This is a genomic window from Synechococcales cyanobacterium CNB (genome assembly GCA_030263455.1).
Classification (GTDB): domain Bacteria; phylum Planctomycetota; class Phycisphaerae; order Phycisphaerales; family UBA1924; genus CAADGN01.
This window is the reverse complement of sequence record SZOZ01000011.1, coordinates 73,700-93,902: the sequence shown is the minus strand read 5'-3', so window position 1 is coordinate 93,902 and position 20,203 is coordinate 73,700. Positions and strand designations below refer to the sequence as shown.

General features: G+C 68.2%; 20 protein-coding genes. 9 read left to right on the top strand and 11 right to left on the bottom strand.

The window, feature by feature from the left end:
* Positions 1 to 5: 5 nt before the first annotated feature.
* The 3 genes from gcvT to FBT69_11730 all read right to left on the bottom strand — a co-directional run bounded on the left by gcvT (position 6) and on the right by FBT69_11730 (position 2,625).
* Positions 6 to 1,208: a glycine cleavage system aminomethyltransferase GcvT gene (gene gcvT, locus FBT69_11740; GenBank protein ID MDL1905464.1), complete on the bottom strand. Its 1,203-nt coding sequence runs from the start codon at positions 1,206 to 1,208 to the stop codon at positions 6 to 8.
* 6 nt (positions 1,209 to 1,214) lie between these two features.
* Positions 1,215 to 1,709 carry a PilZ domain-containing protein gene (locus FBT69_11735; protein ID MDL1905463.1) on the bottom strand — a complete coding sequence of 165 codons (495 nt, stop codon included), beginning with the start codon at positions 1,707 to 1,709 and terminating at the stop codon, positions 1,215 to 1,217.
* A gap of 67 nt (positions 1,710 to 1,776) precedes the next feature.
* The gene (locus FBT69_11730; GenBank protein ID MDL1905462.1) at positions 1,777 to 2,625 is read right to left on the bottom strand and encodes a pantoate--beta-alanine ligase; all 849 of its coding nucleotides are present in this window, start codon (positions 2,623 to 2,625) and stop codon (positions 1,777 to 1,779) included.
* Positions 2,626 to 2,700: 75 nt separating this feature from the next.
* On the opposite strand from FBT69_11730, the gene FBT69_11725 reads away from it, so the two are divergent.
* Positions 2,701 to 3,645: a hypothetical protein gene (locus tag FBT69_11725; protein ID MDL1905461.1), complete on the top strand. Its 945-nt coding sequence runs from the start codon at positions 2,701 to 2,703 to the stop codon at positions 3,643 to 3,645.
* Here FBT69_11725 and FBT69_11720 read toward each other — a convergent pair.
* Positions 3,632 to 3,910: a hypothetical protein gene (locus FBT69_11720; protein ID MDL1905460.1), complete on the bottom strand. Its 279-nt coding sequence runs from the start codon at positions 3,908 to 3,910 to the stop codon at positions 3,632 to 3,634. The two genes, FBT69_11725 and FBT69_11720, sit on opposite strands and share 14 nt — an antisense overlap.
* Before the next feature lie 79 nt (positions 3,911 to 3,989).
* Here FBT69_11720 and FBT69_11715 point away from each other — a divergent pair, with 79 nt between their 5' ends.
* Positions 3,990 to 4,649, top strand: coding sequence for a hypothetical protein (locus FBT69_11715; protein ID MDL1905459.1), 660 nt, complete (start codon positions 3,990 to 3,992; stop codon positions 4,647 to 4,649).
* 9 nt (positions 4,650 to 4,658) lie between these two features.
* On the opposite strand, the gene FBT69_11710 is transcribed toward FBT69_11715, so the two are convergent.
* Positions 4,659 to 5,678, bottom strand: coding sequence for a hypothetical protein (locus FBT69_11710; protein MDL1905458.1), 1,020 nt, complete (start codon positions 5,676 to 5,678; stop codon positions 4,659 to 4,661).
* Positions 5,679 to 5,733: 55 nt separating this feature from the next.
* Here FBT69_11710 and FBT69_11705 point away from each other — a divergent pair, with 55 nt between their 5' ends.
* Genes FBT69_11705 through ftsY form a run of 3 tightly spaced genes read left to right on the top strand, consistent with a single transcriptional unit; the run spans position 5,734 to position 7,705 of the window.
* The gene (locus tag FBT69_11705) at positions 5,734 to 6,249 is read left to right on the top strand and encodes a 6,7-dimethyl-8-ribityllumazine synthase (GenBank protein ID MDL1905457.1); all 516 of its coding nucleotides are present in this window, start codon (positions 5,734 to 5,736) and stop codon (positions 6,247 to 6,249) included.
* Positions 6,249 to 6,755 carry a transcription antitermination factor NusB gene (gene nusB, locus FBT69_11700; GenBank protein MDL1905456.1) on the top strand — a complete coding sequence of 169 codons (507 nt, stop codon included), beginning with the start codon at positions 6,249 to 6,251 and terminating at the stop codon, positions 6,753 to 6,755. Before FBT69_11705 ends, nusB begins: the two co-directional genes overlap by 1 nt.
* Before the next feature lie 20 nt (positions 6,756 to 6,775).
* Positions 6,776 to 7,705: a signal recognition particle-docking protein FtsY gene (gene ftsY, locus FBT69_11695; GenBank protein ID MDL1905455.1), complete on the top strand. Its 930-nt coding sequence runs from the start codon at positions 6,776 to 6,778 to the stop codon at positions 7,703 to 7,705.
* A 36-nt stretch (positions 7,706 to 7,741) separates the two neighbouring features.
* Here the strand turns inward: ftsY and FBT69_11690 are convergent, their stop codons facing one another.
* Both FBT69_11690 and FBT69_11685 read right to left on the bottom strand, forming a co-directional pair.
* Entirely contained in the window at positions 7,742 to 10,801 is a 3,060-nt protein-coding gene (locus FBT69_11690; GenBank protein ID MDL1905454.1) for a hypothetical protein, read from the bottom strand.
* The gene (locus FBT69_11685; GenBank protein MDL1905453.1) at positions 10,369 to 12,438 is read right to left on the bottom strand and encodes a M1 family metallopeptidase; all 2,070 of its coding nucleotides are present in this window, start codon (positions 12,436 to 12,438) and stop codon (positions 10,369 to 10,371) included. Before FBT69_11685 ends, FBT69_11690 begins: the two co-directional genes overlap by 433 nt.
* Between FBT69_11685 and FBT69_11680 the strand changes: the two genes are divergently transcribed.
* Positions 12,356 to 14,389 (top strand): CTP synthase, encoded by a 2,034-nt coding sequence (locus tag FBT69_11680; protein ID MDL1905452.1) that lies wholly within the window; start codon positions 12,356 to 12,358, stop codon positions 14,387 to 14,389. The genes FBT69_11685 and FBT69_11680 overlap by 83 nt on opposite strands.
* 30 nt (positions 14,390 to 14,419) lie before the next feature.
* Here the strand turns inward: FBT69_11680 and FBT69_11675 are convergent, their stop codons facing one another.
* Genes FBT69_11675 through FBT69_11660 form a run of 4 tightly spaced genes read right to left on the bottom strand, consistent with a single transcriptional unit; the run spans position 14,420 to position 16,411 of the window.
* Positions 14,420 to 15,280: an ABC transporter permease gene (locus tag FBT69_11675; protein MDL1905451.1), complete on the bottom strand. Its 861-nt coding sequence runs from the start codon at positions 15,278 to 15,280 to the stop codon at positions 14,420 to 14,422.
* Positions 15,281 to 15,298: 18 nt separating this feature from the next.
* Positions 15,299 to 15,589: an STAS domain-containing protein gene (locus tag FBT69_11670; GenBank protein MDL1905450.1), complete on the bottom strand. Its 291-nt coding sequence runs from the start codon at positions 15,587 to 15,589 to the stop codon at positions 15,299 to 15,301.
* Positions 15,582 to 16,058 carry an ATP-binding protein gene (locus FBT69_11665; protein MDL1905449.1) on the bottom strand — a complete coding sequence of 159 codons (477 nt, stop codon included), beginning with the start codon at positions 16,056 to 16,058 and terminating at the stop codon, positions 15,582 to 15,584. The genes FBT69_11670 and FBT69_11665 overlap by 8 nt, the downstream gene beginning before the upstream one ends.
* The gene (locus tag FBT69_11660) at positions 16,055 to 16,411 is read right to left on the bottom strand and encodes a hypothetical protein (protein MDL1905448.1); all 357 of its coding nucleotides are present in this window, start codon (positions 16,409 to 16,411) and stop codon (positions 16,055 to 16,057) included. The genes FBT69_11665 and FBT69_11660 overlap by 4 nt, the downstream gene beginning before the upstream one ends.
* Positions 16,412 to 16,470: 59 nt before the next feature.
* Between FBT69_11660 and guaA the strand changes: the two genes are divergently transcribed.
* The 3 genes from guaA to hutI are packed head-to-tail and all read left to right on the top strand — an operon-like array spanning position 16,471 to position 20,200.
* Entirely contained in the window at positions 16,471 to 18,045 is a 1,575-nt protein-coding gene (guaA, locus tag FBT69_11655; GenBank protein ID MDL1905447.1) for a glutamine-hydrolyzing GMP synthase, read from the top strand.
* Positions 18,046 to 18,095: 50 nt separating this feature from the next.
* A complete protein-coding gene (locus tag FBT69_11650) occupies positions 18,096 to 18,980 on the top strand; it encodes a hypothetical protein (GenBank protein MDL1905446.1) in 885 nt (294 codons plus the stop codon).
* Positions 18,977 to 20,200, top strand: a complete 1,224-nt coding sequence (hutI, locus tag FBT69_11645; GenBank protein MDL1905445.1) for an imidazolonepropionase — start codon at positions 18,977 to 18,979, stop codon at positions 20,198 to 20,200. Before FBT69_11650 ends, hutI begins: the two co-directional genes overlap by 4 nt.
* The last annotated feature ends 3 nt before the right edge of the window (positions 20,201 to 20,203 follow it).

Sequence of the window (20,203 nt, the reverse complement as noted above, 5' to 3'; positions counted from 1 at the left end):
CTGATTCACGCCTTCGGTCGCTTGTAGAACGGCAGCGGGCGGACCCTGCCCCCCAGCATCCCCTTGCCTGTATCGACCTCGACGGCTGTACCCACCGCGGACGTGCCACGGTCGACGAACGCCATCGCGATCGGCACGCCCAGCGTCGGGCTGAGACACCCGCTCGTGACCTCGCCGACCTCACACCCGCCGGAGTGGACCTTCATCCCCTGGCGCGGCGTGCGTTTGCCCTCGAACTCGATGCCCACCAGGAGCCGCGCAGGCCCGCCCTCTGCCTTCGTGCGTTCGAGCGCATCCTGCCCGATGAACCGCTCACCGCCCCCAGTCGCGTGTTTGTCGAGGCTGATGGCGAAGTCCACGCCGCATGAGAGCGCGTTGATCTCCTCGCCCAGTTCGTGCCCGTAGAGCGGCATGCCCGCCTCGAGGCGGAGCGTGTCGCGGGCGCCCAGCCCCGCGGGCTTGAGCAAAGCGGTCTGCGCACGCAGGTCCACGTCCCTGAGCAGCAGTTTCATCGCCATCTCGATCGCGTTCGAGGGCAGGATCACTTCAACGCCGTCCTCGCCTGTGTACCCCGTCCGTGAGACGATGAGCTTGAGGACGAGCAGGTTCTTCACGGTGAAGCGGTACCGTTTGAGCGTCGGGATCTCCTTGCTGAACCGGCCGATCAGGTCCATGACCTTCGGGCCTTGCAGGGCGACCATGGCCGTCTTGGTGGTCGTGTCGTCGATCTTCGCAGCGAGGTCAGCCGCCGACCGGACCCGTTCGAAGTGCGCAAGCATCTTCTCGCGGTTCGCGCCGTTGACCACGACGAGAAAGTCGTCGTCGTCCACGCGGTAGACGATCACGTCGTCGCGGACACCGCCGCGCTCGTTGCAGGCGAGGCTGTAGCGGCACTGGCCAGGTTCCATGTCGCCGATGCGGCGAGTGCAGACACGTTCCAGCAGCCGGCGCGCGTGCCGACCGACGATCTTGACCCGTCCCATGTGCGAGACATCGAAGACGCCTCCCGACTCGCGGACCTGCCGGTGCTCCTCGTGGATGCTCGAATACACCATCGGCATCTCCCACCCGGCGAAATCCACCAGGCGGGCGCCGTGCTCGACGTGGAATGCATGGAGCGGGGATCGATGCACAGGACAGCCTCCGCGTGCCCCAGCGAACGCTCCCGCGCACGCCGGGCGGCAACCGAGACTATCCGATCGGTCCACGCGCGGCTACGCCGCCCGCTTACCCTTCATGTGCTTGTTCCACCACCGGTCGATGTGGATGCCCTCGGGGCACTCCTCGAACCGAAGCCCGACGATGTACCCGATCCCCTCCGCGTAACGCGACTGCATCACCTTGCCGCAGTAGAGTCGCCCCGGGCGATTCCCCTTCGGCGGCACCGCGAGCAATACCAGCCGGCCCTTGTGAACCATCCGCCTCGAACGCAACCCTACCCCCGACCTGCTCAGGTCGAGCGAGACGGCCTCCCAAGGCTCGCTCGGTTCCCCGTTGCGGCTCAGTTCCGCCAAGACCACGGGCAACTCGACGCCTTGCCGATCGTGCGTTCGCCTGCATCTCATCGACTCTTCGCTCCCCGCCCCCGACGTACCCTGCCCCGAGGCGTCCGATCCTTCGGACGTATCGGCTTGTGAGTCCGAGCGTCGCTCCTTGACGCTCTCCGCGACCAGATACTTCCGCGCGACGCTTCGGTCGTTCGTGCTCATGTGGTGAGTGCCCCCCCGGCATCAAGACCGATCGACACCCGATCGGTCCCCCTTGACCCGGGTTCGTTCATCCCGTTGCTTCCATCGGCCAGCCTGCGTTGTCGATCAGGCGCACCTTCCCCACTCTCCCGGCAACCAACGCCCGGCAGGTCCGAGAGCCTTGCGGCGGTCCCAGCGTCTCCGCATCCCGAACAACCGCGTAATCGACCTCAACAGTGGAGGAGTTCAGTTCGTCCTGCATCGAGCGTTCCGCGCCGGCCGGGTCCGGCGCCTGGGCGGCCAGCTGCAAGGCCCGATAGAACGCGATCGCGATGCGACGCTCGTCCGAGCCGAGCCGAACGTTTCGGCTGCTCAGCGCCAGGCCGTCAACATCGCGCACCGTCGGTCCCGGCACGATCTCGATGCCCATCCCTTCCTGCCTCACCATCGCGCGAACCATCTGCAACTGCTGCCAGTCCTTTTCACCGAAGACGGCTGCTGCGGGACGTACCATCTCAAAGAGCCGAAGCACGACCTGGCACACGCCGGCGAAGTGACCCGGCCGACAGCGGTCCTCGAGGCCCGGCTCGGTCGCCACCGCCGGAAGCGAGGGGACACGAACCTCCACGCCGCGCGGATACACCTCCTCGACGCCCGGCACGAATACGGCGTCCATTCCTTCGCGTTCGCACACGGCCAGATCCGCGTTGAGCGTCTTCGGATACGCGGCGAAGTCCTCGCTCTCGGTGAACTGCGTGGGATTCACGAAGACGCTGACGACGCACATCGTCCCGCCCCGGCGCAGGGACTCCAGCCGGGCGATGCGCATGAGCGAGGCATGCCCCTCGTGCAGCGCGCCCATCGTGGGCACAAACACGGACCCGCCCCCGACCTCCCGGCGGAGTTCCTCCGCCGTCCGAACCACTCGCACGTCCATGCCCACACACTAGCGGCATCGACCGACCTCTCCTGCCGCCATCCGCCTCCGGCCACACCTCAAGTAGACTCCAACATGCAAACTCCGTCGGCAAACCCGCTCCGCCTTCATCTTGTGATCGCCACGCACACGGCGCGCCATCTCGCGCCGTGCCTCGCGTCACTGGCGAACCAGACGCGGCCCCCTGACACCGTCACTGTCTCGTGCGACACCGACGATTCGGCCATCCTGGGCACGATCCGGGAAACCTGGCCTCGGGTTGCCGCGTGCCTGGGTGCCCGGGCGCAACCCGTGCCGCCGTTGCGCGTCGTTCAGCGGCCGCACCAGGGGGAGGCGAGGCCTGCCCAGGTCCGCAACAACGCGCTCCGCGTGCTCGACGCCGCGGGAGAGCTGCGCGATCGTGGTCAGGCCCTCTTCATCGACGGCGACATGTTGCTGAGCGAGACCGCGTGCGCACGACACCACGCTCTCGCGACCGCTGGCTACGGGCTTGTCATCGGCTTTCGCGCGAACCTCGATGAAGCAACAACCGCCGGCATCAAGCCTGAAGCGATCCTCTCACCCACCTTCCGCACGGCCTCGCTCCTGACGCCGACCGAGCTGGAGTCGTTGCACGCCCGTCATCGCAAGTATGAGAGGCAACTGCGTTTGCGCCGACTGCTGCCGGGACCGCTCTGCCCGGTGAAGCCTCACAAGCCCAAGCTCATCTCATGTCACGCGGCCGTCGCGGTTGCGGCGCTGCGGCGAGTGAACGCCTTTGACGAGCAGTTCACCGCCTACGGCTACGAGGACGACGACCTGGGTCGGCGGCTTCATGCGCTCAGTCCCCCGCCGCGCGTCGCCATCGCGGTCGCAGAGATCATTGCGTTTCACCTGTGGCATCCGTCGCGCGCCGCGCTACGTCCACAAGACAACCCCGGTCACGCTCGCTTCACCACACCGCGACCGATCCGGGCCGAGGTCGGGTGGTCAACCCCCGCCCCGCAGCCGGAGCCTTGCATCGAGGTCATCCCCGGGTGAGCATTCGGCGGATCAGCGCGGCCACACGCCGAAGCGCACGCCGCCCGACCGAAACGCGACCACGCTCAGCGGGCGCGGTTGCGGCGACAAACCCTTCCATTTCCGCGTAACTCATCGCGGGTCGGGCGTACAGGTCTTCGCCGCACACCGGGCATTCGTACACGATGCCGCCCCGATCACCCTGCACGTCCTGACCGTCGTGCCCGCATCGGCGACACCGTCGCACCAGCGTCCAACGCACGCGCTCGGTACGCAGCAGGGCCATCGGCTGCAGTCTACCGCAAGCCAATCCCCCGATTCCAGACCCTTGTCTCAGACGGCACGCTGCCCGGTAGCATCTCGCGGTGAACGACGACCGAACGGCACCGGTGCCTCCCCTCGCTGCGCTTGCCGCGGACCTGCGCCGACTCGCTGCCCCTGTCGTACCCGCCCTCGATCCTGCCGCTCCCTATTCCGACCGGGTTCGGGCCGTTGCGAACTTTCGGGACGAGCTCGGACACAGGCGAGCCACGGACGCGCCTCTTCTCGCTCGGTTGCTCGGTGTCGAGCCGGGCGAGCCGCCAATCAGCCTCCACCCCGACGCCGCGCTCTGGTGGGCGCTGCACGACGGCTCGTTCGACCCGTCCTCGCTGATCGAGGTCTGTGAAGGCCCGCTTGTTCCTTCGCTGCGCCGACTGGGCGTGGAGGTCTGGTCGGAGGGCGAGCTGGCCGCACTCCATGCCCTCTCGTGGCACGCGATCCGTCCTGAGACGTCGCGCCTCGCCGCTCGCGTTGAGTCTGCGGCCCGATGGCATCTCGACGAGCTTCAGCCGGACAACGCCACGAACCGTCCCTGGGCCGTCCATGTCTTTGCGGATCTCGCGCATCGCACCGGCGACCCGGCCGCCCACTCGCACGCGGGCACGCTCGTGCACAACTCGATCGTCGCGCTGGGCAGGCCGGACCGCCTCTCAGCGGTGATCCTTCTCGACGCCGCGGAGTGGCTCGCGCGGCGGGCCGCCTGAGCACGCAGCCTACCTTCGATACCCGAGCGGCTGCTCGGCCAGGCCGTACAACTCGCGGAGGATGGTCATGCCGAGGAAGCCGGCGAAAGCGAGCGCGCCGAGGATGGCCGCCTCACCGACGTGGCCCGCGGCGAGCATCCACGTGGTGGCGTAGAGCGTGAGCCAGAGGGAGCCATAGCGCTGGATTTTCTCCGCAGCGCGCGGCCCCGCGCCGGCGATCCGAAGTTTCCGCCATGCGAACAGCGCGAACAGGAACGCGAGGATCGCCGGTGGGAGCGCGATCGTGAGGTCGAGCCAGTCCGGCCACGGGCCGCCTGCGAGATCCTCGCGTCGAACCGGGCCAAGCCCCCCGATGCTCGCCGCCCTGCCCCACCCCACCACCAGCAGCACGCCGGACCAGAAGACCCATCCCGCGACAGCGACAGCGACCGCCCGCCCGGAGATGGGCGGTACCTTTCGCGCCAGAGAGTGCGCGATGCCGCCGACGATCAAGGCGTGGGTCATGACGAGCCAGACTGGCCAGAGGAAGTGCAGTCCGACGTTCGGGACGAGCATGTGCCCGCCGTAGATGAGACCGAGGACAACGAGCCCGATCGCCGGGATGAACTTTGCGGCGACGTTGAAGAAGAGGATCGCCCCGGCTACGAGCAGGGTCATCAGCACGGCCGACGGGCCGAAGACGGTCGATCCGAGCACGGCAAAGATGAGCGTGCAGGCGATGGTAACAGCGGCGGCGTCGAGGGAGACCTGCCCGGCGGCGATCGGACGGTCGGGGCGCAGGGCGCGGTCGCGGCGCGCGTCGAGAACGTCGTTGAGGCACGCGCCGAACGCGTACAGCGCAACGGCCGAGAGCGCACCGGCCACGAGCAGCAGCCACGCCGGGCGCTCGACGATCGGACCCGAGGCCTGCTCCTCGGGGTTCGCCCGCGTCCAGAGAATCACGAACCAGACGTTCCCCACGGCCGCGAAAGCGGTCGTGACACGCGTCAGGCGGAGGATCGGGCTGACGCGGCGGAGGAGCGACTCCATCGTGCGGGATGGTACGGCGGGTCGGCGGGGGGCAGTGGCATACGATCGGCCGCCGATGGACGCAGCGAGGAAGAACCTTGGACCGCGGGTCGCCGTGGTCGTCAGCCGCTACAACGCGACGATCACGGAGCGGCTGCTGGACGGAGCGCTGGCGGCGTTCGGCCGCCGATTCCCGGGGGACGTTCCGCCGCCCGTGGTCGTCGAGGCGCCGGGGGCATTCGAAATGGTCGTTCTCGCGCGGCGTCTTGCTGGGGACTTCTGCGGCGTGGTTGCCCTTGGGTGCGTCATCCGCGGCGAGACCGAGCACGACCGACACATCGCGTCGGCAGTGGCGAACGGACTCGCCTCGGTCTCCATCGAAACGGGTGTCCCCGTCACGTTCGGCGTGCTGACGGTCGAAACGGTCGAACAGGCGATGGAGCGGGCCGGAGGGCGGAAGGGGAACAAGGGGGCGGACGCGATGGATGCTCTGCTCGACGTGCTCGACGTCATGCAGCGCCTCAGGGCAGGCACGGGCGGCGCTCGCATCGGCGCAGGGCGCGTGCCCGGTGACAAGGTCGGGGGCGTGTGATGGCGTCCGCACGCGACCTACGCCGACTCACCCTGCTCGCGCTCTACCAGATCGACGCACGGGGCGGCGGCGACCGCGAACAGGTCCGCCAGTCGCTCGACGACTGCGGCACGCTCGCCGAGGAAGGCCCGGTTTTCGTCGATGCACGCACGGACTTCAGCCAGACGGAACTGGACACGGCGTTCGCCTCGGCGTGCGCGGCCTACGAGCGTCGCAAGCAAGCGGACGATGCGGTCGCCGAACTCGCCCCGGACTGGCCGACACACCGCCAACCCGCGATCGACCGAGCGATCCTGCGGCTTGCCTACCACGAGATGGAAGTCGGCGTGCCGCCGAAGGTCGCGGTGAATGAGGCCGTCGAACTGGCCAAGGCATTCAGTACCGATCGTTCACCGGCGTTTATCAACGGCGTGCTGGACAAGTTGTTGAAGAGGAGGGATGGGGAGAGAGAGAAGGGCGAAGGCGGCATTGGGCACCAGGCATCGGGCGCCGACGAGACGGTGTAGGTCGAAAAGGCGGGAGCGGCATGCGGCTTCTGAAGAGCGCCATCTCGAAGTTTCGTAAGGGGCTGGAGCGGACGCGAGAGTCGTTCGTCTCCGGTCTGCGATCCGTGCTGCTGGGCCGGAGGCTGGATGAGGGCCTGATCCGCGAGATCGAGGCCCGGCTGATCCGCGGTGACGTCGGCGTACGGACGACCCGGCGGCTTATCGACGGCATTCGCGCCGACTTCCGGGCGGGGAAGATGTCGCGCGGCGAGGATGCCCTCGACTACCTCAAGCGTGAGATCGCCGCGATGTGGACCGAGGAGGACCGGCGGCTTCGTTTCGCCCCGGCGGGACAAGGCCCGACCGTCGTGCTCGTGACCGGCGTCAACGGCGTGGGCAAGACCACCAGCATCGCCAAACTCTGCGCCCTGCTCCGAGCGGACGGCAAGCGCGTGCTGCTCGGCGCGTGCGACACCTTCCGTGCCGGAGCGACACGACAACTCGAAATCTGGGCTGAGCGGCTCGGCGTCGAGGTCGTGAAGGGCCAGCAGGGCGGCGACCCCGCGGCCGTCGCGTTCGACGCCTGCGCCGCAGCCAAGGCACGCGGCGTGGATGTGCTCATTCTCGACACGGCCGGACGCCTGCACACGCAAGACCCGCTCATGCGGCAACTGGAGAAGATTCGCAAGGTCGTAGAGAAGCAGATTCCGGGCGGGCCGCACGAGACGCTGCTGGTTCTCGACGCCACCAGCGGGCAGAACGCCCTGCGACAGGCCGAGGAGTTCACGCGGGCGGTCGGCGTGACAGGCATCTTCCTCGCCAAGCTCGACGGCACGGCCAAGGGCGGCGTGGTTGTCGCCATCCGCGAAACAACGGACGTGCCCGTCAAGTTCGTCGGCGTCGGCGAGACGCCCGAAGACGTGGAGCCGTTCGATCCGCGGGCGTTCGTCGAGGCGCTCTTCGCCGAATGAAACCGGAGCCGTCCTCCGGCAGACTCGCCGTGCCTGTCAGTCCGCAGCGGGTTTCTCCCTGAGCCGATCAGCCCACTGGCGAAGCCGATTCGCCCAGGCGGGATCGCGTGCCGTCGCGGCGAGCGATTCGAGCCGCTCGATCGCCCTCGCGTCGCCCAGCACGACAATCGCATCGCCCGCGGCGTTGCGCGTCCGCATCTCGCGGTCGTCGAGCAGCGGCAACAGCGCGGCCAGCGCGGAGTCAGGGTCGTGCTTGCCCAGTCTGCCGACGATACCCGCCGCGACCGCACGAGTCCGGCTGAGCGTTCCCGCTCGCGTGAAGCGAATCGCGTGCACCAGCGTCCCCGGCTGGTCAAGGTCCGCCAGCGAGCCGAGCACGGCCTGGCGCACCGTGTCGTGCTGCGACTCCTGCTCCAGCGCGGCCAGGATCACGGGCAGGCGATCGACCGCGTTCATGCGAGCCAGCCCTCGGACGGCCGCAGCTCGAACGCGGGAACTTGTGTCGTTGATCGCGGCGCGGGAGAGGCGGTCGGCGACGGCGTCACGTCCGAGCGGGGGCGCATCGCCCGAGGCAAGATCGGCCAGGGCCGCCAGAACGGTCTCGCGGACGAACGGGTCATCGGGGTCGAGCGACGCGACGAGCCGAGCGGCGTCCGGGGCACGACGGGCCGCGAGCGCTCGCACGGCCTCAGAACGCAGGTCGCGGTGTCGGGCGCGATCGGACGCGATCGCCTCCAGCGCAGTCGTGCCGGGCGCGTCGGTATCCAGCGTGCCGAGGGCGCGCACGGCCCGCACGCGCGAGGCGTGCGTCGGCCCGCGCAGAGCCTGTTCCGCCAGCCAGCCCGAGGGCGCATCCACGTCGATCGCCGCCAACACTTCGAGGTTCGGGTCGATTGCGACCATGTCCGGCTCCGCAGCAAGGGGAATCGAGAGCGTCGTGTCGCGCGTGTCAACACGCAGGCGGCGCCACTCGCCCTCGTTACGGACCCGGATCAGCACGGGAAGATCGAAGACGAACGCCGGGTTTCGTTCGTCGATGTTCTGCGTCTGCCGGACGTCGAGACGGAGTTCGCCCGCGGCGGAGTCCCACGCGGCGTGAATGTGGAGCCGCGGTACGCCCGGCCTGTAGCACCACTGGCGGAAGAAGCGCTCGAGAGACTCGCCGGAAACTTCCTCCAGAACCTTGCGGAAGTCGTCCGTCTCGGCAGTGCGGCCCTTGAAGCGATCGACGTACACGCCCACGGCGCGGAAGAACGCCTCGTCGCCGAGCCGTCGGCGGAGCATGTGCAGCACGCTTGCGCCCTTCGGGTACGGGTTCGCGGCGCGGCGGAAGACGTCCCACGGCTCGGCGTACTCGCGGCTGACCATCGCGGGTTGGAACGGTGCGATCGCCTCGTCTCGCGCGATCACAGCGTCGAAACTTCCGAGAACGGAGGAGTCGTAGGCATCGCGACCGCGCGATCGCTCGAACCAGAGGGCGGTGAGGTACGTCGCGAAGCCCTCGTTGAGCCAGATGTGGTCCCACGAGTTGCAGGTGATGAGGTCGCCGAACCACTGGTGGGCGAGTTCGTGCGAGATCAGCCCTTCGAGATCGTGGTCGATGAGTCCGTCCGGCGAGATGATGGCCGTATCGAACATCGTGGTGGCGGAGGTGTTCTCCATGCCGCCCGCGCCGAAGTTCCAGACCACGAGTTGCGCGTAGCGGTCCCAGGGGTACGGCTCGTCGAAGAGCCGCTCGAAGAGGGCGGTCATCTCGGCCGTGCGCCCGTAGGTGCCGCGCACGTCCGGGCCGCGGCCCGGTGGGACGTAGACCGGCATCGACAGGCCCGGGCGCCCCACGTCAACCACGTCAAACTTGCCCACAACCAGCGAGACGAGGTAGTTGACGTGCGGCTTGTCCTGAAGCCAATGGAAGGTGTCGTACCCTCGCAGCACCGACGCACCCGCCGCGTCGGTCACGCGACGCACGGAGCGCCGCTGCGAGACGAGCCGGCCGTTGGAACTGACAAGGTAGCCGGCAGGCACCGTCGCTATGATTTCGGTCTCCAGCCGCTCGTTCGGGAAATCGTGGCACGGAAACCAGTAGCTGTTCGTCTCGGGCTGGCCCTGCGAGTGGATCTGCGGCGGGCGACCGGGCCACGCGGACGACGACGGTGTCCAGAACAACCCGTCCGGCGGGTCGTTGATGACGTAGGTCGTCACGATCGTCGCCGGAACGTCCGGCGGCAGCGGCGGCGAGAGCGCGATCCGCAGGTGGCGGCCGTCGTTCGTGAACCGGGACGGCAAACCGTTGACTGACACGGAGCGGATGTCGAGCAACCTCGCGTCGAGGCGGAGTTCGTCGAGCGGCTCGGCGATCGGCGTGATCGTTAACGTCTGCTTGGCCTCCGCGACGGGCGTGTCCATGTCCTGAATGAAGAGTTCGAGCGTCATCCGGCCGTGGTCCGCCCAGCGGTGCGGCGGGTAGTTCCGCAGGTCCCTCCCGGTCGCTTCGTCGAAGTGGCCCGAACGATCGCGCACGGGTTGCCGCCACGCCCACGATTCGAGGCGGCAGTGCAGGCAGTCGAGATCGTCCCCGAAGGTCGCTGGCGAGAACAGCACGAACATGCCGAGCGCCAGTCGAGTCGAATGGTGGAGGGTACGCATGGAGGCTCCGGTTTCCGTTAGCGGGCGGCCGCTGGTTGCGGGCGGGCGAGTTCGGCGACAGCAAGGACTTCGGGATCGGCTGCCGCGAGCGCGGCGAGGGCACGCGGATCGTCCAGGGCGGAGAGGTGTTCGGCGGCGTGTACCTGGGCGGCGAAGGTCGGGCCGGATTCCAGTTGTCGCAGCCACCACGCGAAGGGTTTCTTGACCGCGTAGTCCGCCAGAACGTGCAGCCCGGGATCGATAACGGCGTCCGAAGGGCGCGCGTGCAGTTCGAACGCGGACTCCGCAACGCGCTCGTCGGTGACGAGATAGTAGTAGTCGCCCGATCCGTCGGGGAACGAGATGTAGATCGGCAGCGTGACGGCGTAGGCCGGGTTGTCCGCGTCGATGGGCTGAACCTGTTCGGCCCGCACGGTGAGCGTGCCCGGGCCTTCGTCCGGCCCGGTCCATGCCAGATCGACGTTGAAGCGAGCGATGCCGGGGCGGTAGACCCACTGCTCAAAGAAGCGTTCGAGCGACTGGCCGGACACGTCTTCGAGGGCCTTGCGCAAATCGTCGGTCTCAACCTCGCCGAAGCGGTGGCGCTTGATGTAGAGACGGACGCCTTCAAGGAAAATCGAGTCGCCCAGCCGCGCGCGGAGCATGTGAAGAACGCAGGCCCCCTTGCCGTACGGGTTGTCAAGTTTCATGAAGTTCGTCTCGGGGTCGACGTAGCGGTTGCTGGCGAGCGCGGGCATGTCCGGCGCTGTCGCGCGGTTGCCGCCGCGCTGCCCGACGAACGAGCCGTGGATGGCACGGTGGTAGGCTCGCCGCATGGCCGCGTCTGCCTCCTCCGCGCTGGCGCCGCGCGCCACTGCTTCGAGCCGCGCGGCCTCCTCAGCCCACAGCGCCTCGCCCATGGAAGCCCAGCCTTCGTTGAGCCAGAGGTGCTCCCACGATTTGCAGGTCAGCAGGTTGCCCGTCCACTGGTGGACGAGTTCGTGGGCGATGATGTCTTCGAGGGCATCGCGTCCCGCCGCTGCGGCGAAGGCGTTGAACGTCGAAGCCGAGGTGTTCTCCATCGCGCCGGCCTGGAAACCGCGGACGATCGTCTGGGCGTACTTGTCCCACGGGTACGGCTCGTCGAAGTAGCGCTCAAAGAAGGCGATCATCTCGGGCGTGCGGCCGAAGGCCCGGGCCGCGTTCGCAGCGGTACCGACCGGTGTGTAGACGGGCATGTCGAGGCCCGGGCGTGCGGACTGCTGCCCGCCGACCTCGACCACGTCGAACTTGCCCACGACGAGTGAAACGAGGTAGTTGGCGTGCGGCAGATCCTGCTTCCAATGCCATCGCGTTCGACCGTCTGCCATCATCCGCCGGTCGATAAGCCGACCGTTGGAGATGGTCTGGAAGTCGCTGTCCACGGTCACCACCAGCTCAGTCGCTAGCCGTTCGTTCGGAAAGTCATGGCAGGGGAACCATCGACGGGCGTACTCGGGCTGCCCCTGGGTGTGCAGCATCGGCACTTCCTCCGAGGCGTTGGAAGGCCGGCGTGTCGGCGGCGACCAGGTCAGGCCGGTGCCATCGAAGCGCAACTGCTCGATGGCGTAATCAATGACGATCTTGAAGGTCTCGCCAGGCCCGGCGGGAGGGCTGATCTTGATCGTCAGCAGGTCGTCAGCGTGGGTGAACGCCGCCGGCCGGGTCGCCGTGCCGCGCGCGACGGCGACACTGTCGATCCGCATCCCCTCGGCGTTGAGCACGAGGCTACCCCGCTCACGGCCGAGGGGCGTGACGGTCAGCGTCACCCGCCCCATCGCTGTCGGCTGGTTCACAACATCGGGCAGGTCGAGTTCGAGGAGCATGTGGAGGTGGTCGAAGTGGCGATCCGGCGGCCAGGCGGAGAGGTCACGCCCCGTTGCCGGGTCGTAGACACTGCCCGGCGCCTCCTGGGCGAATGTGCACGGCACGACAAGGGTGAGCAGCAGAGCGATCGCACACGCGGCTAGGCAGGGTCGGCGGATCATGCACGGCTCCAGAAGGGCGGTTCGAAAGGGTACAGGCGGGCAGGGCTTGTTGCGGCGGCCGGGCATGGTACGATGTGTCATGCCCCCATCACCAGACCCCAAGCCGGGCGCCGGCGCGAGCAGGCGTGGCGGCGTCGGCACGGGCCGCCGTGAGCCGATCGACGCCACCGAACTGCTCGCATCCGTCGCCGATACTTCCACCTACACCGAGTTCTACTCGCCGGTTCCCGACGGCTACCGCAAGGGCTGGCACAAGTACGTCGCCGTCGTCGGTACGGTGATGAGCGGGCTGGGCAAGGGCATCTTCTCGTCCAGCGTCGCCAAGATGCTCAAGGACAAGGGCCTCGTCGTCGCCCCCATCAAGATGGAGGGCTACCTCAACATCGACTCCGGCACGCTGAACCCGTACCGCCACGGCGAGGTCTTCGTCCTCGACGACGGCACCGAGTGCGACATGGACCTGGGCACCTACGAGCGCATGCTCGACCAGGACCTGAGCACGTGGAACTTCACGACCTCCGGCCGGATCTTCGCGGAGATCCTCGACCGCGAACGGCACGGCATGTACCTCGGGCGCGACGTGCAGATGATCCCGCACGTCACCGGCGAGGTGAAGCGGAAACTGCGCGAACTCGCCATCCGGGGCGACGGGCAGAAACCGGCGGACGTCGTCTTCGTCGAGGTCGGCGGCACGGTGGGTGACTACGAGAACGGGTTCTACATCGAGGCCCTGCGTGAACTGGCCTTCGAGGAGGGGCCGGGTTCGGTCTGCTTCGTCGCGCTGACCTACGTGATCGAGCCGAAGGCGCTGGGCGAGCAGAAGTCCAAGGCCGCCCAACTCGGCATCAAGCGGCTGCTCGAAGCCGGCATCCAGCCGCACATGATCGCGTGCCGGGCGACGAACCCGGTGCAGCCAACGGTGCTGGAAAAGATCGCCATGTTCTCCAACGTGCCGCTGCGGCGTGTCTTCTCGATGCACGACCGGCCGAGCATCTACACGATCCCGGACGAGCTGCGGGCCGAGGGCTTGGACCGGGAGGTGCTGACGCTGTTGGGCCTGCACGAGCGGGTGGACGCCGTCAAGGAGGACCGCGCCAGGGAGCGATGGTCACGCTTCATCACGCGGCTGACCACGTCGCACACGCGCAAGGTGACGATCGGCGTGACGGGCAAGTACGCCCAGTTGCGTGACGCCTACGCATCGATCGAGAAGGCGCTGGAGCACTGTTCCGCGCACCTGCGATGCGCGGTCGAGCAGCGGTGGATTGAGACGACCGAGGTCACGGATCAGAACGTCGCCGACCGGCTTTCGGGCGTTGACGCCGTGATCGTCCCCGGTGGGTTCGGCAGCCGCGGGGTGGAGGGCAAGATCGCCTGCGTCCGCCACTGCCGCGAGGGCGGCGTGCCCTACCTCGGCATCTGCCTTGGCTTCCAAGTCGCCGTCATCGAGTTCGCGCGGAACGTGCTGCGCTGGGCGGATGCTTCGAGTGCGGAGTTCGACCCGGAGTGCCCCACGCCCGTCATCAGCGAACTGCCCGAGCAGAAGAGGATCGAGGGTCTCGGGGGCACGATGCGCCTTGGGGCGCAGGACGTGCTGATCGCCCCGGACACGCTGGCCGCGTTCCTGTTCCGCGAGCGGATGAGCGGTGGCACGGTCCGCGAGCGGTTCCGCCACCGCTACGAGGTCGATCCCACCTACATCGAGCGGCTGGAGGCCGGCGGCCTGGTCTTCTCCGGCCGACACCCGTCGCAACCGATCATGCAGGTGCTCGAACTGCCGACCGTCCGGCCCGAGGGCGTCGTGGACGACGAGCCGCGGGCGCGGGCCGTGCACCCGTTCTTCGTGGGGGCGCAGTTCCATCCCGAGTTGACGAGCCGGCCGCTTCGCCCGCAGCCGCTCTTCATGGGGCTGGTGGCGGCCGCCATCCGCCGCCGCTACGAGCGCGACGACGAGGAATGGCGGCGCGTCGCGGCCGACGGCGACGTGACGCGGTGGCTCATGGGGGCGGGCGCGAGACGCCAGGCTGTCTAAGCCGCACGGTCATGCCCCGACGGGGAATCGTCAAAACAGTTTGAGGGCGTAAAAGATCGCGGTGAAGACGAGGTCTGCGATCACGATCGCGACCACGCACTGAACGACGGTCTGCGTGGTGGCGTTGCCGACACCGGCCGCCCCGCCAGTGACCTTCAGGCCGTTGGTGCAGGCGATGACGCCGATGAGCATCCCGAAGATGGTGGCCTTGCCGACGCCCGTGAGAAAGTCGACCAGTTCGACCTGCATGAGCATGTTGGTCATGAAGAGCGAATAGGGGATGTCGAGGAGCGAGATCGACACGCCGATCGCGGCCACGATCGAGACTACGTCCGACAGCACGCCCAGCACAGTCATGCTCAGGATCGTTGCCGTGACCCGCGGCACGACGAGGAACCGCACCGGGTTGAGCGCGTGCGCCTCCAGGGCCTCGATCTCCTCGCTGACGACCATTGTGCCGATCTCCGCCGCGATGGACGCACCAGCGAACCCGGTGAGCACGATGGCCCCGATGAGCGGGCCGAGTTCGCGCAGCACGGCCACGCCCACGATGTTCGCCACCTTGTCGCGCTGCCCGAGTTCGTCCAGCGGCGGGGCGAGCTGCAGGGCGAGGATCAGTCCGACGCAGCCTGAAACCAGCGAGACGATGAAGATGGAGCGCACGCCGACGCGGATGATCTGCGCGGCCATCGCCGGCACGCCGAGCCGCACCCGCTTCTCGGTCAGCCCTCGCCAGACCCACCGGAGCGCGTCGAGGAAGAGGTTCACTGCCCCGCCGACGTGGTCGATCAGCCCGAGCGTGCGCCCCCCCACCGCCGCAACCGCCCTGAGCGGCGCGCCCATTGCGGCGCGTCCGTCCCCGCCGCGACCTGCCCCCGCCCCGTCCGCCATGCGATCCACTCCTCGCGCTCAGCCGATCATCGCGTCCTCGACCGTTCCGGTGATGGTGAAGTAGTGATGCAGCCGCGCGATCTCGAAGATCGCCCGGACCTTCGCGCTCATGTTGCACAGCACCAACGCGGCCTTCTGCCCGCGAGCCACCTTCATCGCCTCAACCAGCGTTGCAAGCCCGGAACTGTCCATGTACTCGACGGCCGACAGGTCGATGACGAGCCGCTTTGGCCGCGCGTCCTGGGCGCGGCGGATCGCGTCGCGCACGCGCTCCTCCCGCCCGATCGCCAGCCCGGTCCTCTCAGCCATCGCACCCTCGCTCGCACTTCGGAGTCACTTTCGGTCCCGCCGACATCGGCACACGCTTCACGAGCGTCAGCCTCATCCCCACGCCCTCGCGTCGCTCGTACTTCACCTCGTCCATGACCTCACGGATGATGTGGACCCCCAGGCCCCCGGGTCGCACGTCCTCCAGTTTCCGGCCCTTGATCGCGTCCACGTCCACCTGCTTCGCCTCGTCCTCGATCACGATCCGAAGCCCGCCCTTGCCCTCTTCCACCGGCCAGAGGCTCAGCCAGATCGGCCGGTCGGCAGCCCGGTCGTACCCGTGCCGGATCACGTTGCAGAGCGCCTCGTCCACCGCGAGCGCGATCTGTGAGCACGCCAACTCGTCAAAGCCCAGCCGCTGCGCGACGCTCGACACCAGCTGCCTCGCCCCGCTCAGGTAGACGGGGTTGCTCAGCATTTCGACCGTGATGTGCGGCCGACCGTCCGTCATGGCGCCTCCGCCACCGATCTCGACCCCGCCTCACCGTACCACACCCACCACCGCTCGACAGCTGCGGCCCGTTCGGGCACCGCGCCAGCGTGTTCATAGCCCATTGTCTGCCCCGTGAGCCGCTCCAACGCCCGGATAGCCGCCAGCCGCGCGGCGGGGTCGCTGCTCTCCAGCAGCCGGATCAACTCTGCCAGCGACCCGAGGTCGCCTTCGCGTGCCGCCTTTGCCGCCGCGTCGATGCGGGCCGCAGGCTCGGGCGAGTCGAAGCCGCGCGGGATGTCCACACACCCGGCAGAGACGCTGAGGCACACACTTCCCATCAATGCCGTGATGATCGGCCGACTGCTCGCCACGGAGCGTATGCTAACCCTTTCCCCAACCCCCGGACAGCCCCCCCAATCGGACGCCGCTCATGCCCCCTCTCCCGCATGATGAAGTCATCCCCATTCTCGACTTCGGGTCGCAGACTGCCCAACTGATCGCGCGCCGCGTCCGCGAGGCAGGGGCGTTCTCGCTGCTCCTCGCGCCGGACACGCCCGTGAGCGAGATCAAGGCCCTCAACCCCAAGGGCATCATCCTGTCCGGTGGACCGGCCAGCGTCTACGAGTCAGGCGCGCCTACGTGTGATCCTGCCATCCTCGACCTGGGCGTCCCCGTCCTCGGCATCTGCTACGGCATGCAACTGGCCTGCCAGATGCTCGGCGCACGGATCGCCCGTGCCCACCGGCGCGAGTTCGGCCGTGCCCACCTCGACATCTCGGATTCGGGCGATCTCTTCGCAGCGGTCCCGAACCGCACGACTGTCTGGATGTCGCACGGCGATCAGGTCGAGAACCTCACCGTCGCGTGCTTGGAGACGATCGCGTCGACGCCGACCTGTCCGCACGCTGCCGTCCGGTCCGCCGATCCTGCCCGCCGGTTCTTCGGCGTGCAGTTCCACCCGGAGGTGACCCACACCCCTCACGGCATCGACGTCATCCGCAACTTCCTCTACGAAATCTGCCGTTGCCGGGGCGCATGGCGGATGGCCGACTACGCCCAGACCGCCTCGGAGCGCATCCGGGCGCAGGTCGGCGACGGGCACGTCATCTGCGGCCTCTCGGGTGGCGTCGACTCGTCCGTCACGGCCGCCCTGCTGCACCACGCTATTGGCGACCACCTCACCTGCGTTTTCGTGGACACCGGACTGCTGCGCAAGAACGAGCGTCACCTGGTTGAAACCACCTTCCGCGACCATTTCCACATCGACCTTCGCGTCATTGACGCTGCGGGCGCCTTTCTCGCCGATCTCGCGGGTGTGACGGAGCCGCAGGAGAAGCGTCGCCGGATCGGCCACAGGTTCATCGAGGTCTTCAACGCCGAGGCGGCCCGCATCGCGTCCCAGGGCAGGCACGCCCGCTTTCTCGCGCAGGGCACGCTCTACCCGGACGTGATCGAGTCGGGCCACTCCGTGGGGGGCAAGTCGGCGGGCATCAAGCTCCACCATAACGTCGGCGGGCTGCCTTCGGACCTCGCCTTCGAGCTTGTCGAACCGCTCCGCGACCTCTTCAAGGACGAAGTCCGCAAGCTCGGCGAAGTGCTGGGCCTGCCCGACCAGATCATCTGGCGGCACCCGTTCCCCGGCCCGGGGCTGGCGGTGCGCATCCTTGGCGAAGTCACACGCGAGAAACTCGACCTGCTCCGCGAATGCGACGAGATCCTGCTGGAAGAGATCGTGGCCGCCGACCTCTATCGCAAGACCAGCCAGGTCTTCGCCGTGCTCCTGCCGGTGCAATCGGTGGGCGTAATGGGCGACGGCCGCACCTACGAGTCCGTGGTCGCTATCCGCGCCGTCGAAACGCAGGACTTCATGACCGCGGACTGGGCGCGCATCCCGTTCAGCGTGCTGGCGACGATCTCGGGCCGGATCATCAATGAGGTGCGCGGGGTAAACCGCGTCGTCTACGACATCTCCAGCAAGCCGCCCGCCACCATCGAGTGGGAGTGAATCCCCCACGACCGAACCCGGCATCGCTCGGCTCGCACTATGCTCCCATCGTGAATGTGCCACACGTTCAGGCCGCTGACTGGCCGAATCGGGCCGCGGGAAGGTTCGCGTCGCTCGTGCGCACCGATCGGGCGGACGGGTGCCGTGTTGCGCTGCTGGGAATGCCGGACGACACCGGCGTGCGGCTGAACGGCGGCCGATCCGGGGCGGCCGGCGGGCCGGGAGCCTTTCGAGACGCACTCGCCCGTTTGGGCGCGGCTCGGCCGGATGGATTCGAGTGGCCGGCCGTCGTCGATGCAGGGGACGTGCTGATCGTCCGCGACAATCTGGACGAGTCACATCGACGCGTCACGGAAGCGGCCCGAGCCTTGATCGACGCCGGGTTGCTCCCTCTCGGCGTCGGGGGGGGCCACGATCTGACCTTCGCGCTCGTGAGCGCGGTGGCTGAACGACGGCCAGGGCTGGCGGGGATTTCATTCGATCCCCACCTCGACGTGCGTGAACAACCGGGCAGCGGGATGCCCATGAGGGCGTTGATCGAGCGGTGCGGCGTCCGACGCCTGGACCTGTTCGGCTACTCGCCTCTGGTCAACAGCGCAGAGCACACGCGGTGGTTTGTCGAGCACGGCGGACGCGTTCGAGCGCGGAGCGAGTTGCGATCCGTGTTGGCTGACGGCGACACCCCGCTCTTCGTGACGTTCGATCTGGACGTGATCGACATGACCCACGCGCCGGGCGTCAGCGCCATGAACCCGGCCGGCTGGTCGGCGGCCGAGGCCGCCGAGGCCGTGCGCGAGGTCGGCCGATGCCCGCGGGTCGTCTGTTTCGACATCATGGAACTGAACCCCTCGGCCGATGAGGGCGGGCGCACGGCCCGCCTTGCTGCGTGGCTGGCCCTCGAGTTCCTGCGCGGCCTGGCGGAGCGCGAGCCGTGAGCCTGCTGATCCGCAATGCACGGCTGGTAACCATGGCGGGTTCGCCTGTGCCGCGCCGCGGCGAAGACATGCACGCGATCGGCGTGATCGACCGGGCGGACGTGCTGGTGCGAGGGAGCACGATCGAAGCGGTTTCTCAGGGAGGCGGGATTCGGCCGCCCGCCGGCGCACAGATGATCGACGCCCGTGGGCGCGTTCTCCTGCCCGGCTTCGTCGACTGCCACACGCACGCCTGCTGGGCGGGCAGCAGGCTTGACGAGTGGGAAGCACGACTCCGCGGGGAAACGTACCTCGACACGCTACGGCGCGGCAGCGGCATCATGACGACGGTGCGGGCCGTGCGATCGGCGAGCGAGCGCGAACTTGCCGATGGACTCGTCGAACGTCTCGACCGCGTGCTGCGCTCCGGCACGACCACGATCGAGGTCAAGAGCGGCTACGGCCTGACCACGGCGGACGAGATGAAGATGCTCCGGGCGATCCGGCTCGCGGGCGAGGCGTGGAAGGGCACGGTCGTCCCCACGGCCTGCATCGGACACGCCATCGATCCGGACGTGCCACGCGAATCCTTCGTGCGTCGAACGATCAAGGAGACTCTGCCCGCGATCTCGGACGAGTTCCCCGGCATCGCCATCGATGCCTATTGCGAGAGCGGCGCGTGGACGGTCGAGGAGTGTCTTCGCGTTTTCGACGCGGCTATGGCACGCGGGCATCCCTGCCGAGTCCACGCGGACCAGTTCACACGGCTCGGCATGACTTCCGAAGCCGTGCGACGCCGCTTCGCGAGCGTTGACCACCTCGAGGCGAGCGTGAGCGAAGACGCCCAAGCGCTCGCCGCCTCGGTCACGGCTGCCGTCCTGCTGCCATGCTCTGGCTTCCACCTCGACGGTCGCTACGCCGACGGTCGCGCCGTGATTGACGCTGGTGGGGTCGTTGCCCTGGCGACGAACTGGAATCCCGGGAGCGCTCCGTGCGGCTCCATGCCGATGGCCGTCGCGCTCGGTGTGCGGATGTGCGGCCTCACCGTCGGCGAGGCCGTCTGCGCCGCAACCGTGAACGCGGCGTGCGTGCTCGGACTGCGCGACCGCGGCATCGTCTCCCCCGGGATGCGGGCCGACCTGGTCTTGCTCAGGCACACGGACGAACGCACGCTCGCGTGGGAGTTCGGCATGGAGGCTGCGGACCTCGTGGTTTGCGGGGGACTGGTGCTGGAGTCTTGACGC